A 15455-nucleotide genomic window follows, 5' to 3' on the forward strand; every position below is an offset into this window, starting at 1 on the left:
CGTTTCGTGTTCCGCCGTCGGGCAAGCGGTCTCCGGCTCTTGCGCTCGCCGAGGGGGAGCCTCGCCCGGCCCCTTGCGGGGCGCGGTGCTCCGTCACGGCCGCTGGCGTCATGCGCAAAAGAAAAGGCCGCCCGGTTGGGCGGCCTTGAGTCATGGTCGGAAGGAGAGCCGCAGAAGATGCGACCCGTGGAGGTCGCCTTCGCTGCTACGGATGTCGTATCAGCAAACGGAATGCCAATTCATCGGCGCGAGAGCCTGTACGAAAGTATAGTGTGTCCGCGGAAGTCAATCACATGCAACACCTGTCGCACAGCGAATGCAACAGGTGTTGCATGTGATTGACATTCTTCCGCCGCTGCCAAGGGGCGACTTGCCAGCCTCGGCGGATGAGCCGCATAATAAAGAAAAATCGGGAGGATGGCCCCATGCGTGAAGCGCGCACGGTCCATGTGGAGGAAGTGGCCCAGGTGGCCGCCGGGGCCGTGGTCGATCGTGATCTCGTGATCCGGGATTCCTGGCAGCGCTGCCTGTCCGCCTACAGGCTCGATCCCTCGGTCCTGCGGGAGCCGCACATCCATACCGCGTCGCGCCTGCGCGAGCGGAAGGAGGCCATGGACAGCTTCCTCCATGTGGCGCGCGTCGGCGTCGAGTCCCTGTACCGGCAGGTGACTGGCCTCGGCTACGTCCTGCTCCTGACCGACGCGCAGGGCGTCACCGTGGATTTCATCGGCGATCCCTCCAACGACGCCGAGCTGCGCCGGGCGGGGCTCTACGGCGGAGCGGACTGGAACGAGGTCCTGGCCGGCACATGCGGGGTCGGCACCTGCATCGCGACGGGCAAGGCGCTGACCGTCCACCAGACCGACCATTTCGACGCGCGCAACATCGCGCTCACCTGCACGGCGGCGCCGATCTTCGCGCCGGACGGCAACCTCGCGGCGGTGCTCGACATCTCGGCCATGCGCTCGCCCGAGCCGAAGCTGAGTCAGCATCTGGCTCTGCAACTCGTGACCTCCTACGCGCAGAAGATCGAGAACGCGAACCTGCTCAACGCCTTCCGCAACCAGTGGATCTTCCAGCTCTCGCGCTCCCAGGAGTTCGTGGACGTCGATCCGGAATACTGGATGGCCATCGATGCCGGCGGGCGGATCCTCGGGTACAACAACGCGGCCCGCGAGCTGATCTCGGCCGAGTTCGCCCTGGCCGAGCGTTCCGCGCGCATCCATCCGCTTCGGCGCCCGGCCTCCTCGGGGGCCGCCTTCCGGGACCTGTTCGACGCGGATTTCAGCGACCTGCCGAACTTCACCCGCGTCCGGCCGGCCGGGCAGCGCGGCGTCACCCTGCGGGCGAGCGGCATGACCCTGTTCGCGCTCGCGCAGCGGCCGCCGGAAGCCGCGGCGCCGAGCCGTGCCCGCATGGCGGCGGTCAGTCCCGACGGGCCGCTCGCGGCGATCTCGGGCGGCGACCCGCAGATGGACGAGGTGGTCCGCCGCGCCGCCAGGATCGTCAATTCCGGCCTCAGCATCCTGGTCCAGGGGCCGACGGGGACGGGCAAGGAGCATCTGGTCAAGGCCCTGCACAAGAGTGGCCTGCGCGCCGAGAAGCCCTTCGTCGCGGTGAACTGCGCGGCGCTGCCCGAGCATCTGATCGAGGCGGAGCTGTTCGGCTACGAGGCCGGCTCCTTCACCGGCGCCGCCGCGCGCGGCAAGAAGGGGCTGATCCTCGAGGCCAATGGCGGCACGCTGTTCCTCGACGAGATCGGCGACATGCCGCTCCTGGCGCAGACGCGGCTGCTGCGCGTGCTCTCCGAGCGCGAGATCATGCCCGTGGGCCGCACCAAGCCCGTCCCCGTGGATCTGCGCGTGATCGCCGCCACGCATTGCGACTTGCAGATGCTCATCAAGACCGGCCGCTTCCGGGAGGATCTGTATTTCCGCCTGAACGGCGCGACCCTGACTCTGCCGCCCCTGCGCATGCGCGCCGATCTCGACTGGCTGATCGACAGGATCCTCGCCCGGAAATCGGGGGAGGCCGGCTGTTTCCGGCTCAGCCCGGAGGCCCGCGCGGCCCTGCGCGCCCATTCCTGGCCCGGAAACGTGCGCGAGCTCTGCAACGCCATCGACTACGCGATCGCCGTCGCGGGCGATGTCGAGATCGACCGCCAGGACCTGCCCGACAGCGTGAGCGGTCCGTCCGCCGCCGCGCCGGCCGTGAGCGCGGTCCCGGAGAAGGTATCCGGCTTCGTCTGCGAGCCGATGGATCTGCGCGGCGAGGAACTGCTGGCCGCGCTGCGGGCCCGGCAATGGAACATTTCCGCCGCCGCCCGCGACCTCGGCGTCGATCGCTCGACGATCCACCGGCAGATGCATCGCTACGCGATCAAGTCGCCCAAGCACTGGGCCGGATAGACGGCCTCTTTGCCGGCTATACGCGCGCCGGGATGGGATCGGGTCGCTCGTGACGCGGACGGCGAGGTCGCGCGGCGGAACGGATCGGCGATCGTACCGGACCCCCTGTGGCGCGGCGGGAGAATAGGCCGATGCCCGATCGTCCAGACGGACCGTCTCTTGCCCCTCAGCGCGACGGCAGGTCGGCTTCCGCGGCCTTGATGAGCGCGCAGAGCAGACTGTTCGCGGGGGTGGGGATGCCGAGCGCCTTGCCCTTGGCGACGACGAAGCCGTTGAGGTGGTCGATCTCGGTTTCCCTGCCTCGGGCGAGGTCCTGCGCCGTGGACGAGGACTGGTTCGGCATGCTGCCCGCGAGGGCCAGCACGGTCTCCGTGGTATCGTCCGGCACGGCGATGCCGGAGGCCCGCGCCACGGCGATGCATTCCGCCACGATGTCCCGCATCGCGCCGGCCATGCCGGGCACCGCCAGCATCCGTCCGTAGGGCATGCGCGTCAGGGCGGAGAGCGCGTTGTAGGCGCAGTTGACGAGCAGCTTGCCCCAGAGTGCGTCGAGCGCCCGCGCCGAGACCTCCGCCGGGATGCCGGCGGCTGCGAAGAGCGCGGCGAGGCGCTCGCTCGCGGGGGAGGCGCCGAGCACCAATTCACCCCGGCCGTGATGCCGGACATGGCCGGGACCCGCCATCTCGGTGGCGACATAGACGGCGACCGGAACGACCGGCCGCTCCAGCACGGCCGCCAGGCGCTCGGCGTTGTCGACGCCGTTCTGGAGGCTGAGGACCGCCGCCTCCGCGTGAAGGTGCGGACGGACCGCGCGGCCGGCCGCTTCCGTGTCGCCGGATTTCACGCAGACCAGGACGACCTCGGCGCCCGCGACGCCCTCGGCCCCGGTGGTGGCCGCGATCCGGACGAGGGTGCTCCCCGCGCTCGTCTCCAGGCGCAATCCGTCTTCGCGGACGGCCTCGACATGCGGTGCGCGCCCGATCAGCGTCACGGTGTTGCCGGCGCGGGCCAACAGGGCGCCGAAATAGCACCCGACCGAGCCCGCCCCCATGACGGCCACCTTCATGGCGCGCTTCCCTTCCCGCCCGAGACCCGATGCGACGCGGACATCGCCGCATCACCCTTCGGAGCGCATCGGCCTCCCATGACAGACGGGCGCGCAAGCCGCCACTCTTCGTCGCCGGCCCTGTCCGGCGGGGCGCTGCGGCCCATCATGAAGGAACGACGGCCTCCGGCCGCCACGCTCGGGATGAGGACGACGATGAACGATACGGCGACCGGCCCGCGTGGCCCGATCACGATCCTCTCGATCGGCGACATGGCGGCTTCCGTCGAGCGGGATCTCGCCGGGCATTTCACGGTGCTCAGCACCAACGATGCAGCAATGGCCGAACTCGTCGCGGCGCACGGACCCGCCATCCGGGCGATCGCGACGCGCGGACGCGAGCCGGCGGATGCAGCTCTCATCGACCGCCTGCCCGGCCTCGAACTCATCGCGAGCTTCGCCGTCGGCTACGACTCCGTCGATCTGGACGCCTGCCGGCGCCGGGGCGTCGTCGTGACCAACACGCCGGACGTGCTGACCGACGAGGTCGCGGACTTCACCGTCGGCCTCATGCTCGCGACGATCCGCCGGATCCCGCAGGCGGATCGCTTCGTGCGCAGCGGCGCCTGGGGCGCGGGCGCGTTTCCGCTCGGTCCTTCCCTGCGCGACCGGAGCATCGGCATCGCCGGCATGGGCCGGATCGGCCGGGCGATCGCGGCGCGGCTCGTCCCCTTCGGGCGGCCGATCCACTATCACGCCCGGCATCCGGTCGCGGACCTGCCCTTCGCCTATCACGAGCGCCTCTCGGACCTCGCCGCCGCCGTCGACGTGCTGATCGTCATCCTGCCCGGCGGGCCGTCGACCCGGAATCTCGTCGACGCTGCGGTCCTCGAGGCGCTCGGCCCGAACGGGATCCTGATCAACGTGGCGCGGGGGTCCGTCGTCGACGAGACCGCCCTCGTCGATGCCTTGAAGAGCGGCCGCATCCTGGGCGCCGGCCTCGACGTCTTCGCCGAGGAGCCGCATGTTCCCCCGGCGCTGACCGAGATCGACACCGTGGTGCTGACCCCGCATGCGGGATCGGCGACGCATGAGACGCGGGCGCTGATGGCGGCGCTGGGCCTGCGCAACCTCACCTCCTGGTTTTCCGGCCACGGGCCGGTGACGCCGGTCACGGAGACACCCTGGCCTCTGCCCTGAGGGACGCTGGACGGGGCGATCCGCAAGGAAAGCCGCTCCGACGCATGCCATCCCTGCGATGAGCCGCTTGCGCCAGAGATTGTTCGACCGTAACCGTGACTTGGCGCCGGTGTCGGTGTTTAGAATTTATCTATTCAAAAGAGCAGAGATCTCGTCGTGATCATGCCTGATCCGGATGCGACGGTGCGCAGGTCGAATGCAGACTTGCCGCACGAGCGTGTCGACTTGCCTGGAGAGCCGGCGGCGGCCGTGTTGTCCACGGTGCTGATGAACGGCCGCCGCGAGGTGATCATCCTGCATGCCGGAGAGCGCTACCGGCTTCGCATCACCGCCAACGACAAGCTGATCCTGACCAAATGACGCCCGCTTCCTGGACCCGCCGCCGTCTTCTCTTCTGCGCCGCCGCCTCCCTCCTGGCGCCGCGTGGGGCGCTCGCCGCCGGCCCGGCGACCCGGATCGCGTCGCTCGGCGGCGCGGTCACGGAGATCCTGTACCGTCTCGGCGCGGGCCCGCGCATCGTGGCGGTGGACACCACCAGCCTGTTTCCCGCCGAGGCGATGCGCGAGAAGCCGAATGTCGGCTACCTGCGGGCCCTCTCGGCGGAGGGGCTGCTCTCGGTCGCGCCCGATCTCATCATCGCCGTCGAGGGCGCCGGCCCCGCCGACGCCCTGACCCTGGTGCGCGACGCCGGGGTGCGGATCGAGAGCGTGAAGGAGCCGCCGACCCCGGAGGGCGTCCTCGACAAGATCGCCACGGTGGGACGGCTCGCCGGGCTGGAAGGGGAGGCGGCGGCGCTGGCCGAGGAGGTGAAGGCCCGATTCGCCGCGCTCGCCGGCCAGCGGACCCGCATCGCCCGTCCGGCGAAGGCTCTGGTGGTGCTCTCGCTCCAGGGCGGGCGCACCATGGTGGGGGGCGCCCACAGCACCGCCGACGGCATCCTCGCACTCGCCGGCATCGCCAACGCGGCCTCGGGGCTCGAAGGGTTCAAGCCGATGACGGACGAGGCCATCGTCGCCGCCGCCCCGGACACCGTGGTGATGATGCGGAACGGCCCCGAAGCGCCGAAACCCGAGGCGGTCTTCGCCCCCGATTCGGCCCTCGGCCGCACCCCTGCCGCCGCCCGTCGCTCGCTCGTTTCCATGGACGGCCTCTACCTCCTCGGTTTCGGCCCCCGCACGCCGCAGGCCGCGACCGACCTGATGCAGGCCGTCTACCCGGACCTGCCGCGTGGCTGATCGTGTCGTCGGCGCGGCGGATCTCGAACGGGTGCGGGTGTCGAGCGGGGGCGGCAGGGGCGCCCTGATCCTGGCGGCGCTCGCGGCGCTCGTCCTCGCCGTGGCGCTGCTCTCCATCGGCATGGGCGCGATCCGCATCCCGCCGGGGCGTGTCCTCGCGGCCCTGTCGGGAGGCGGGGACGATCCCGCGCTCGCCCGCGACGCCATGGTGGTCCTGAACATCCGTCTGCCGCGCACGCTGCTCGGGCTGATGGTCGGCGCCGGGCTCGCGGTGTCCGGCGCGCTGATGCAGGGGCTCTTCCGCAATCCGCTCGCCGATCCGGCCCTCGTCGGCGTCTCGGCGGGAGCGGGCCTGGCGGCGGCCTGCGTCATCGTGCTCGGCGACCGCCTCATCGCCCATGTCGGCCTGCCCGGACCGCTGCCCTATGCCGTGCTGCCGGCGGGTGCCTTTCTCGGGGGGCTCGCCGCCACCCTGACGCTCTACGCCCTCGCGACGCGGTCCGGGCGCACCTCCGTGGCGACCATGCTGCTCGCCGGAATCGCCCTCGGCGCGCTCGGGGGCGCCATGACGGGGCTGCTGGTCTATGCCAGCGACGACCGCCAGTTGCGGGACCTCACCTTCTGGTCGCTCGGCAGCCTGGGGGGCGCCACCTGGACGAAGGTCTCGGCCAGCGCGCCGCTGATCCTGCCGGTGCTCGCCGCCGTGCCCTTCCTCGGCCGGGGGCTCAACGCCCTCGTGCTCGGAGAGGCGGAGGCGTTCCATCTCGGGGTGCCGGTGGAGCGGCTGAAGCGCGTCTGCATCGTGCTGGTCGCGGTGGCGGTCGGCGCGGGGGTGGCGGCGGCGGGCGTGATCGGCTTCGTCGGCCTCGTGGTGCCGCATGCGCTGCGCCTCGTGGTCGGGCCGGAGCACCGGCTCCTGCTGCCGGCCTCGGCCCTGCTCGGAGGGGCGCTGCTGGTGCTGGCGGACATCGCCGCCCGGCTCGTCGCGGCGCCGGCGGAACTCCCCATCGGGATCGTCACGGCGCTCGTCGGCGCGCCGGTCTTCCTGTGGCTGCTGCTCGGCCGGGCCCGGCTCGCCGATGCCTGAGCCCTGCCTGACGGCCACGGATCTCGGCGTCTCGGTGGGCGGCCGGGACCTCCTGCGCGAGGTCTCCCTCGCCCTGGAGCCCGGAACGCTCCAGGTCGTCGTCGGCCCGAACGGCGCCGGCAAGTCGACCCTGCTGCGCCTGCTCTGCGGCGAGCTCGCCCCCGGTCGCGGCGAGGTGCGCTACGGGGGCGAGCCCGTCGGGCGCATCCCGCCCTGGCGTCTTGCCGGGATGCGCGCCGTGCTGCCCCAGGCCGCGCGCCTCGCCTTCCCGTTCTCGGTGGCGGAGGTGGCGCGGATCGGGCTCGACGGCATCGGACGCGGCCTCAGCCGGAAGGACAGGGATGCGATCCTGACGCGCGCGCTCTGCGACGCGGACGTGATGCATCTCGCGGGGCGCGCCTACCAGACGCTCTCCGGCGGCGAGCAGGCGCGGGTGCAGTTCGCCCGCGTCCTCTGCCAGCTCGCGGCGGGGCGCAGCATCGCCGAGCGGCAGGTGCTCTTCCTCGACGAGCCCACGGCGAGCCTCGACCTGCGCCACCAATGCGCGCTCCTCGACGTGGCGGCTAGGCTGGCGCGCTCGGGGGTGGCGGTGGTGGCGATCCTGCACGACCTCAACCTCGCGAGCGCCTATGCCGACCGGCTGCTGGTGCTGTCCTCGGGGCGGCTCGTCGCCGCCGGTCCGCCGGCCGAGGTGCTGCGGGACGCCCTCGTCGCGGATGTTTTCGGTGTTCCCTGGCGCGTCGGGCAGGTGTCGGAGCCCGGCCGGCCCTTCATCCTGCCGCGACCGGGCGTGGCCTGAATGCAACATCTTCCATCCCGGATTCAGCAGTCTGGAAATGCTGTAAATCCCCGCCGAGCCTCTTCGGAATCGCAGTAATCTGGGTGCCCGTCGTCCACATTGACGAGGGGCGCCGCTCTCGAACACCAGGGAGTCAGCCAGCCAGCCCTCCGCCAGCCAGCCAACTCGATCGACTGTGCTCAAGCGGATGCGTCCATGCCCTACCGTCCTCACCGCGCCCTGCTGGCGCTCGGCGTCTCTCTCACCGCCCTGACGGCGGCGCAGGCGCAGGTCCTGCCGCAACCCGCCGCGCGGCCCCCGGCTCCCGCTTCCGAGGTCAGCCTCGACACGCTCTCGGTGACGGGCACGAAGACGGCCGAGCCCGCCATCGATGCCTTGTCCGGCACCAGCATCGTCACCCGCGAGCAGATCAACCGCATCCAGCCGAGCTGGCTCTCCGAGGTGCTGTCCCAGGTTCCGGGCGTGACCACGCAGGAGAACCAGAACGACCCGGCCCAGGCGATCAACATTCGCGGCCTCCAGGATTTCGGCCGCGTCAACGTGCTCGTCGACGGCGCCCGCCAGGATTTCCAGACCTCCGGCCACAGCGCCAACGGCGTGTTCTATCTCGATCCCGAGCTCGTCGGCGGCGTCGATATCACCCGTGGCCCGACCTCGACGATCTACGGCTCGGGCGCCATCGGCGGCGTGGTCGCCTTCCGCACCCGCTCCATCGACGATATCCTGAACCCGGACGAGACGGCGGGCGCCGTGCAGAAATGGGGCTTCGGCACCAACGGCCAGAAGTTCCTGAACTCGACCTCGCTGGGCGCGCGCATCGGCACGGGCGCCGACGTGTTCGGGCAGTTCGTCTACCGCACCAACGATCCCTACAAGGACGGCTTCGGCACGCTGGTGCGCGACACCGGCAACGAGCTGACCTCGGGGCTCGCCAAGTTCAACATCCGCCCGGCCGATGGCCACGAGATCAGTGGCACGGCGCTGCTCCAGCAGTTCGACTTCGCCAATGCCGGCACCAGCAACGCCGGCGCCCGCTTCGCCAATTCCGTGCGGGCGGATACCTATACCCTCGGCTACCGCTTCGCCCGGCCCGACGTGCCGCTGGTGGATTTCAGCATCAAGGGCTACGCGACCAGCACGCATAACCAGCTCACCTTCCTCTCGGACACCGCGAGCGGCCTCTACGGCAATCTTGGCGTGAAGGCCGGCAATCGCCTCACCTACGACATCGAGACGCGCGGCTTCGACGTCCACAACACCGCCCGCTTCGACACCTGGGCGATCAGCCACGCGCTGACGGTGGGGGGCGACTTCGTCTCGAACGACGTGCGCACCACCGACAATGCCGGCGGCTTCGGCTCGGCCTTCACGCCCTCCGGCAGCCGCAGCCTGGCCGGCGCCTTCATCCAGGACGAGATGCGCTACGGGGGCTGGCTGCGCGTCATCGCCGCCGGACGCTACGACCATTACGAACTGTCGGGGGGCACCCTGCGCTCCAGCGGCGACCGCATCTCGCCCAAGATCACCGTGGGCGTCTCGCCCTTCGCCGGTATCGAGTTCTACGGCACCTATGCCGAGGGCTACCGCGCGCCGTCGATCACCGAGACCCTGGTGCAGGGCATCCATCCGTTCCCGGCCTTCAGCATCCTGCCGAACCCGAACCTGCGGCCGGAGGTGGCCCACAACGTCGAGGGTGGCGTCAATATCAAGTATAACGACGTCATCACCCCCGGCGATACGTTCCGCGCCAAGATCAACGGCTTCCAGAACACCGTCGACAACTTCATCAATATCGAGACGGTCGGGCCGACCTATTTCGTGCCCGCCATCCCCGGAATCCCGGCCTCGATCTGCACGCGCATCCCCGGACGCTTCCCCTGCGTGATCCCGGTGCAGTCGTTCCAGTATCTGAACATCGCCCAGGCCGAGCTCACCGGCGTGGAGCTGGAGGGCGCCTACGATTGGGGCGGCGGCTTCGTCTCCCTCGCGGCCACCCACACGGACGGGCGCGACGTGGCCACGCGCCAGACCCTGCTCACCGTGCCGCCGGACCGCATCAGCACGACGCTCGGCCTGCGCTTCCTCGACCGCAGCCTCACGCTGGGGAGCCGGCTCACTTTCGTCGACGAGCGGCTCAACGTCCCCGCCGGCGCGACCGTCCTCGCCACGAAGGCCTACGGGCTGGTGGACTTCTTCGCCTCCTACCAGGCGAACGAGTGGGTGCGGGCGGACTTCATCGTGCAGAACGCCTTCGACAAGCGCTACCGGCAGTATCTGAACGCGCTGAACAACCCCGGTCTCGTCGCCAAGGCCGCGATCAGCATCAAGTTCGCGACGCGCTGACCGCGTAGACCCTGCATGATGCCCGCCATCGCTCGATGCGGTCGGCGGGCCCTGCTCGATCAGCCCGCGAAGGAGCCGAAACCCTCGAAGGAGGAGGTGGCGGCGGGACGGTCGGGGCGGTGCTCGGCGGGCCGGTCGCGGTCGCTCTCGCGCGGTTCCGGGCCGGCCGGCAGCCCCGACGGGATCTCTCCGGCGGCGGGCATGGGCGGCCAGATGGGGCGATCTTCCTGGAGGGGCTTCGGCATCTGTCACCTCGCTGAGTCCATGTCGGACTCATGCTGGAATACATAATGCACGAAGCTTTGCAATTGACCTCGGTCACGGCGGCGGTGGATGCCGCCGCGTTCGGGACGCCCGTCCGAGGCGGTCAGGGCCGGTAGGGCACCGCGAGGGCGCGCGGGGCGGTCTGGCGGCCCACGAGACCGGCGACGGCGAGGAAGGCGAGCAGATACGGCATCATCACCAGGAGCGCGTTCGGAACCTCGAACCCCATCGCCGGCAATTGAAACTGCAAGGCGGTGGCGGCGCCGAAGACGAAGCAGGCGAGCAGGGTGCGCCCCACCGTCCAGTTCCCGAAGATCACGGCGGCGATGGCGAGATAGCCGGCTCCGTTCGTCATCCCCTCCGTGAAGGTGTGGATGTCCCCGATGGAGAGGAAGGTGCCGGCCAGCGCCGAGAGAAGCCCCGTGACGAGGATCGCGCCGAAGCGCACCCGCCGGACCGACACCCCCGCGCGCTCGAGGGTGCGCGGATCCTCGCCCGCCGCCGTCAGGACGATGCCGAGGGAGGTCCGGCGCAGCAGGAAGGCCGCCGCGGCGCAGACGAGGATCGCGGCGTAGACCAGCCAGACCTGCCGGAAGACGGCCTCGCCGAACACGGGGATGTCTCGCAGGATCGGCGGGGCCCAGGTCGGGAATCCCGGAATCTCCTCGCGCGAGCGCGCTCCGAAGATCTCCCGATAGGCGAGGGTGGTCGCGCCGAGGACCAGGATGTTGAGGCCGAGCCCGGTGACGACCTGGTTGGCGCGCAGCGTCACGGTGAGCAGGGCCTGCGCCAGCGCCACCGGAAGGGCCGCGAGCACTCCGCAGAGGAGGCCGAGGCTCGGCGATCCCGTGGCCCAGGAGCCGATGGCGCCCCCGAAGGCGCCCGCGAGCATCATCCCCTCGATGCTCATGTTGAGGACGCCGCCGCGCTCGCTGACCAACTCGCCGATCGCGGCGATCAGCAGCGGCACGGCGAGCCGGATCGAGGAGCCGAGAAAGACGGCGAAGAGCTCTACGGTCATGGCGCGTATCCCCTCACGCCTTGCGCGTATCGAGCCAGAAGGAGGCTCCGGCCACGGCGAGGATGATCAGGCCCTGGAGGATCTGGACGAGGGCGGTCGGCACGCCCGCGCCCATCTCCATGCTGATGCCGGCCGAGCGCAGGAAGCCGAACAGCAGGGCGGCCGCGACGACGCCCGGAACCGATCCGCGCGCCAGAAGGCCGACCACGAGCCCGTCATAGCCGTAGCCCGAGGAGAAGCCGGTCTTGAGGGAGTATTGCTCGCCGAGCAGCATCAGCCCGCCCGCCAGGCCGCCCAGCGCCCCCGCGAGGGCCAGCGCGAGGACGACCGTGAGGGAGAAGGAGAAGCCGGCCCGCGTCGCCGCCGTCGGGTTGAGGCCGACCGCCCGAAGCTGGAAGCCGAAGCGGGAGCGTCCCAGCACCACCGCGACGACGAGGGCCAGCACCACGGCGAAGGCCAGCCCGATGGTGACGGGGGCCGCCGGATCCCCGCTGAGGAGCGGGATCTGCGAAGCCTCAGGGACGGGCAGCGACTCGGGCAGCGTGGCGGCATTGGTCATCGGGCGGCGCAGCAGCGCTTCCGACTGGACGCACCAATAGACGAGCCAGACGGCGATGAAGGAGAGCAGCAGCGTGCTGATGACCTCGTTGGTGCCGATCCGCGCCTTGAGGACGCCGGCGAGACCGCCCCAGGCCGCCCCCGCCAGGGTCGCGGCCAGGAGCGGGATCAGGAAGGCGAGCCCGAGGGGCAGCCCGGACACCCCGCCCTGGAGCGCGACCGCCGTCGCCGCGATGCCGCCGACCGCGATCTGCCCCTCGCCGCCGACATTGGTCAGCCCGGCGCGCGCCGACAGGATGAAGCCCAGGCCGACGAGGGTGTAGACGACGGTGCGGTTCAACGAGACCGCGACCGCGTAGGCGGAGCCGATCGTGCCGTCGAGGAAGCTGTCGAAGGCGTCCGCAACGGAGACGCCGAGACTCATCACGAGCGCGATCCCGACGAGGAGCGCGGCGAGGACGGCGAGGACCGGGATCGCCACGCCGAGCGGGAGCGGAATGGTGCGCAGGGCTCGGATGCTCATGCCGCCGCCTGCTCCGGCTGCTGGCCCGCCATCATCGCGCCGATGGCGTCCCGGTGGCGCGGATCGGCCGGGCGTTCGCCGACGATGCGTCCGCGATAGATCACCACCACGCGATGGGCCACGGTCAGGACCTCGTCGAGCTCGGAGGAGACCAGCAGCACCGCCACCCCGCGCGCGCTGGCTTGCCGGATCAGCCCGTAGACCGCTTCGACCGCGCCGACATCGAGCCCGCGCGTGGGCTGCGCCGCGAGCAGGAAGCGCAGGCCGGGCGCCGTGAGCTCGCGCGCGAGCACGGCCTTCTGCTGGTTGCCGCCGGAGAGCCGGCCGAACACCGCGTCCGGCCCCGTCGCGCGCACGTCGAAGCGCTCCATCAGAGCGGCTGCGGCCTCGCGCATGGCCTTGCGGTTCAAGAGCCCGAACCGGGTGAACGGCCCGGTCCGGTTCAGTAAGATGTTCTCGGCGACGCTCATCTCGGAGATCGCTCCGACCCGGTGGCGGTCCTCGGGCACGATGCCGATGCCGGCCGCGGTGAAGGCCGCCGGCGTCCGGCCGGTCAGGTCGGTCTCGCCGAGATGCAGCCGGCCGCCGTCTGGCTGGCGCAGGCCCGCGAGCACCATGCCGAGCTCGCTCTGCCCGTTGCCCTCGACGCCCGCGAGGCCGACGATCTCGCCGGCCCGCAGGGTCAGGGTCACGGTGTCGAGGCGCAGCGCGCCATCGGGATCGCGCGCGGTGATGCCGTCGATCTGCAACACGTCCACGCCCTTCGGCTCGGCGGCCGGCGGCTCGGCCGGCGCGGGGGCCGGAGCGGCTTCGGCGATGCCCAGGGTCGCCGCCATCGCCGGATCGAGGGCGTCGACGTCGCGCCGGATCATCGCCCGCACGAGCCGGTCGATCTCGCTGGACGGCGCCTCCGAGGTCGCCACGATCCGGCCCTGCCGCAGCACCGAGGCGCGGTCGGCCGCCTCGCGGATCTCGGCGAGCTTATGGGTCACGAGAAGGACGGCGGTGCCCTCGTCCGCGACCCGGCGGCAGACGGCGAGCAGGCTGCGGATCTCGTCCGGCAGCAGCACCGCCGTGGGCTCGTCGAGGATGAGGAGGCGCGGCTCCAGCATCAGGCATTTCATGATCTCGACACGCTGGCGCTCGCCGATCGAGAGATCGCCGATCCGGGCGAAGGGCGCGAGCGGCAGCCCGTAGCGCGCGGCGAGCCCGTCGAGCCGCTTCGCCCAGCCCTTCCGGTCGAGGATGCCGCGCACACGGCCGAGCATCAGGTTGTCGACGACGCTGAGCTCGTCGACGAGGCTGAAATGCTGGTGAACCATGGCGATGCCCCCCGCGAGCGCGTCGCGGGGGCCGGCGGGACGGTAGGGCCGCCCGTCGATCAGCATCCTGCCCTCGTCCGGCGCATGCACGCCGAAGACGAGGTTGCAGAGGGTCGACTTGCCGGCGCCGTTCTCGCCGAGCAGGCAGTGGATCTCCCCGGCGCGCAGGGCGAGATCGACCTCGGCCAACGCGGTGAAGCCGCCGAAGCGCTTGGTCAGCCCGGCGAGCTCGAGGCGCGGCGGCGGTCCGGCCGTGGAGGACGCAGCGCTCACCCCTCCAGGACCTTGATCTTGCCGGAGAGGATGTCGGCCTTGATGGCGTCGAGCTTGGCCTTGATCTCCGGCGTGGCGCCGCAGACGATCATGTCCGAGGCTTCCGGCCCCATGGCGAGCCCGAACGGCTTGTAGCCGGCGACCCATGTGCCGGCGATGACCTGATCGATCGCGTAGCGCACCTGATAGCCGACGCCTGTGATGGAATAGGCGATGGTCAGCGGATCGGTGCCGCAGTAGTTCGTGTAGCTGCCGATGACATGCGTGCCCTTTTCCTTGGCCGCCTGCTCCAGGCCGCGCAGGCCCAGGTTGAGGATGTGGTAATGCACGTCGGCGCCCTGCGCGATCGCGGCGAGCGTCGCTTCCTTCGCCTTGGCGACGTTGTCGAAATCGCCGGTGTAGTTCTCGAAGTACTTGATGTTAGGGTTGACGCTCTTGGCGCCCAGACCGAACTCCTTTCCGGCGTTGACGATGGAGGGCAGCTCCATGCCGCCGACATAGCTGACGCCCCCGGTCTTCGAGAGCATCGCCGCGGCGGCGCCCGCGACATAGGCGATCTCGGCCTGCTTCACGTCATATCCGGCGACGTTGGGGGCGGATTCGCCCGCGTTGCCGCCGACGATGGAGAACTTCACCTTCGGAAAGCGCTTGGCGACCTTGTACACGGCGGCCTGGGTCTGGCCGCCGACGCCGATCACCAGGGTGTTCTTGGTGGCGAGCTGGGTGAGCGCCTGCTCCATGTCGGCGTAGTTGATGTTCTCGATCATCTGCACCTTGAGCGCATCGCCGTGCTTCTTCTGCGCGGCGACGAGGCCGTCATAGCCGGATTCCATCCAGCCTTTGTCGGATTTGGAGCCGGGGATCAGGATCCCGACCTTGGCCGTCTCCGCCGCGCGCGCCTGCGGAACCGGGGCGGCGAGGCCGATCGAGAGGATCGCGCCGGCCGCCACGGCGCAGGTCAGCAAGCGGCGGCGGCTCAAGGGAAGGATCGGCATGAGGAGGGCCCCGAGGAGTGTGGGAGGGACGGGCCGCCGCTGCGGAGTCGGCGCGGCGGCGGCTTCCCGGCCTTCGCAGCAACCGGCGTGCCAGCCGCCTAACCGCCTCTCCTCCCTTCTGAATGGCGGGGCGCGGGGCGCCTCGGTTAAGTAAATGGTTATTTACTTGGCAGCCTGCCCAAGGACTCTGCCGAAGCTTCGGGCTGCCGGCACGGCCGGCTGCCGCGCCGGAGGAGGCGCTCCCCGGAGCGAGCCGTCTGGCGGGCGATTTGCAGTTTCCGGTCTCGGATGGCGATCGCGCCGGGAGGACGGGATGACGAGCGTGTCGGACGGGACGGGCGGTGCCGGAGGAGGCGCGGGACGCCTCGGGGTCGGGCGCACC

The 15455-nt window shown here is 70.8% G+C and carries 13 protein-coding genes; 7 read left to right on the forward strand and 6 right to left on the reverse strand.

All coding sequences use genetic code 11. From position 1 onward, the window contains the following. The first annotated feature begins 425 nt into the window (after window positions 1-425). On the forward strand, window positions 426-2408 hold the full coding sequence (locus tag ACP56T_RS19805) for a sigma-54-dependent Fis family transcriptional regulator (RefSeq protein ID WP_430913878.1): 1983 nt from the start codon (window positions 426-428) through the stop codon (window positions 2406-2408). Between the two features lie 166 nt (window positions 2409-2574). On the opposite strand, the gene ACP56T_RS19810 is transcribed toward ACP56T_RS19805, so the two are convergent. Then, complete coding sequence (locus ACP56T_RS19810) at window positions 2575-3474, reverse strand: ketopantoate reductase family protein (RefSeq protein ID WP_430913879.1); 900 nt, start codon at window positions 3472-3474, stop codon at window positions 2575-2577. Window positions 3475-3669: 195 nt separating this feature from the next. On the opposite strand from ACP56T_RS19810, the gene ACP56T_RS19815 reads away from it, so the two are divergent. From ACP56T_RS19815 to ACP56T_RS19840, 6 genes are all read left to right on the forward strand, one after another. Next, entirely contained in the window at window positions 3670-4653 is a 984-nt protein-coding gene (locus ACP56T_RS19815; protein ID WP_430913880.1) for a 2-hydroxyacid dehydrogenase, read from the forward strand. Window positions 4654-4815: 162 nt separating this feature from the next. Then, window positions 4816-5013 carry a hemin uptake protein HemP gene (locus tag ACP56T_RS19820; protein ID WP_430913912.1) on the forward strand — a complete coding sequence of 66 codons (198 nt, stop codon included), beginning with the start codon at window positions 4816-4818 and terminating at the stop codon, window positions 5011-5013. Next, the gene (locus ACP56T_RS19825; protein ID WP_430913881.1) at window positions 5010-5888 is read left to right on the forward strand and encodes a heme/hemin ABC transporter substrate-binding protein; all 879 of its coding nucleotides are present in this window, start codon (window positions 5010-5012) and stop codon (window positions 5886-5888) included. The genes ACP56T_RS19820 and ACP56T_RS19825 overlap by 4 nt, the downstream gene beginning before the upstream one ends. Window positions 5889-5919: 31 nt before the next feature. Beyond that, window positions 5920-6975, forward strand: coding sequence for a FecCD family ABC transporter permease (locus ACP56T_RS19830; RefSeq protein WP_430913913.1), 1056 nt, complete (start codon window positions 5920-5922; stop codon window positions 6973-6975). Next, window positions 6968-7774 (forward strand): heme ABC transporter ATP-binding protein, encoded by an 807-nt coding sequence (locus ACP56T_RS19835; RefSeq protein WP_430913882.1) that lies wholly within the window; start codon window positions 6968-6970, stop codon window positions 7772-7774. The genes ACP56T_RS19830 and ACP56T_RS19835 overlap by 8 nt, the downstream gene beginning before the upstream one ends. Window positions 7775-7969: 195 nt before the next feature. Then, a complete protein-coding gene (locus ACP56T_RS19840; RefSeq protein ID WP_430913883.1) occupies window positions 7970-10117 on the forward strand; it encodes a TonB-dependent hemoglobin/transferrin/lactoferrin family receptor in 2148 nt (715 codons plus the stop codon). 59 nt (window positions 10118-10176) lie between these two features. Here ACP56T_RS19840 and ACP56T_RS19845 read toward each other — a convergent pair whose 3' ends face one another. From ACP56T_RS19845 to ACP56T_RS19865, 5 genes are all read right to left on the reverse strand, one after another. Then, window positions 10177-10362, reverse strand: coding sequence for a hypothetical protein (locus tag ACP56T_RS19845; protein ID WP_430913884.1), 186 nt, complete (start codon window positions 10360-10362; stop codon window positions 10177-10179). 122 nt (window positions 10363-10484) lie between these two features. Further along, on the reverse strand, window positions 10485-11402 hold the full coding sequence (locus ACP56T_RS19850) for an ABC transporter permease (RefSeq protein ID WP_430913885.1): 918 nt from the start codon (window positions 11400-11402) through the stop codon (window positions 10485-10487). Between the two features lie 13 nt (window positions 11403-11415). Continuing rightward, complete coding sequence (locus tag ACP56T_RS19855) at window positions 11416-12483, reverse strand: ABC transporter permease (RefSeq protein WP_430913886.1); 1068 nt, start codon at window positions 12481-12483, stop codon at window positions 11416-11418. Continuing rightward, window positions 12480-14078 (reverse strand): ABC transporter ATP-binding protein, encoded by a 1599-nt coding sequence (locus tag ACP56T_RS19860; RefSeq protein WP_430913887.1) that lies wholly within the window; start codon window positions 14076-14078, stop codon window positions 12480-12482. The genes ACP56T_RS19855 and ACP56T_RS19860 overlap by 4 nt, the downstream gene beginning before the upstream one ends. After that, window positions 14075-15058: a BMP family protein gene (locus tag ACP56T_RS19865; protein ID WP_430913888.1), complete on the reverse strand. Its 984-nt coding sequence runs from the start codon at window positions 15056-15058 to the stop codon at window positions 14075-14077. The genes ACP56T_RS19860 and ACP56T_RS19865 overlap by 4 nt, the downstream gene beginning before the upstream one ends. Between the last annotated feature and the right edge of the window lie 397 nt (window positions 15059-15455).

The sequence above is a fragment of the Methylobacterium endophyticum genome, from assembly GCF_050591105.1.
Lineage (GTDB): Bacteria > Pseudomonadota > Alphaproteobacteria > Rhizobiales > Beijerinckiaceae > Methylobacterium.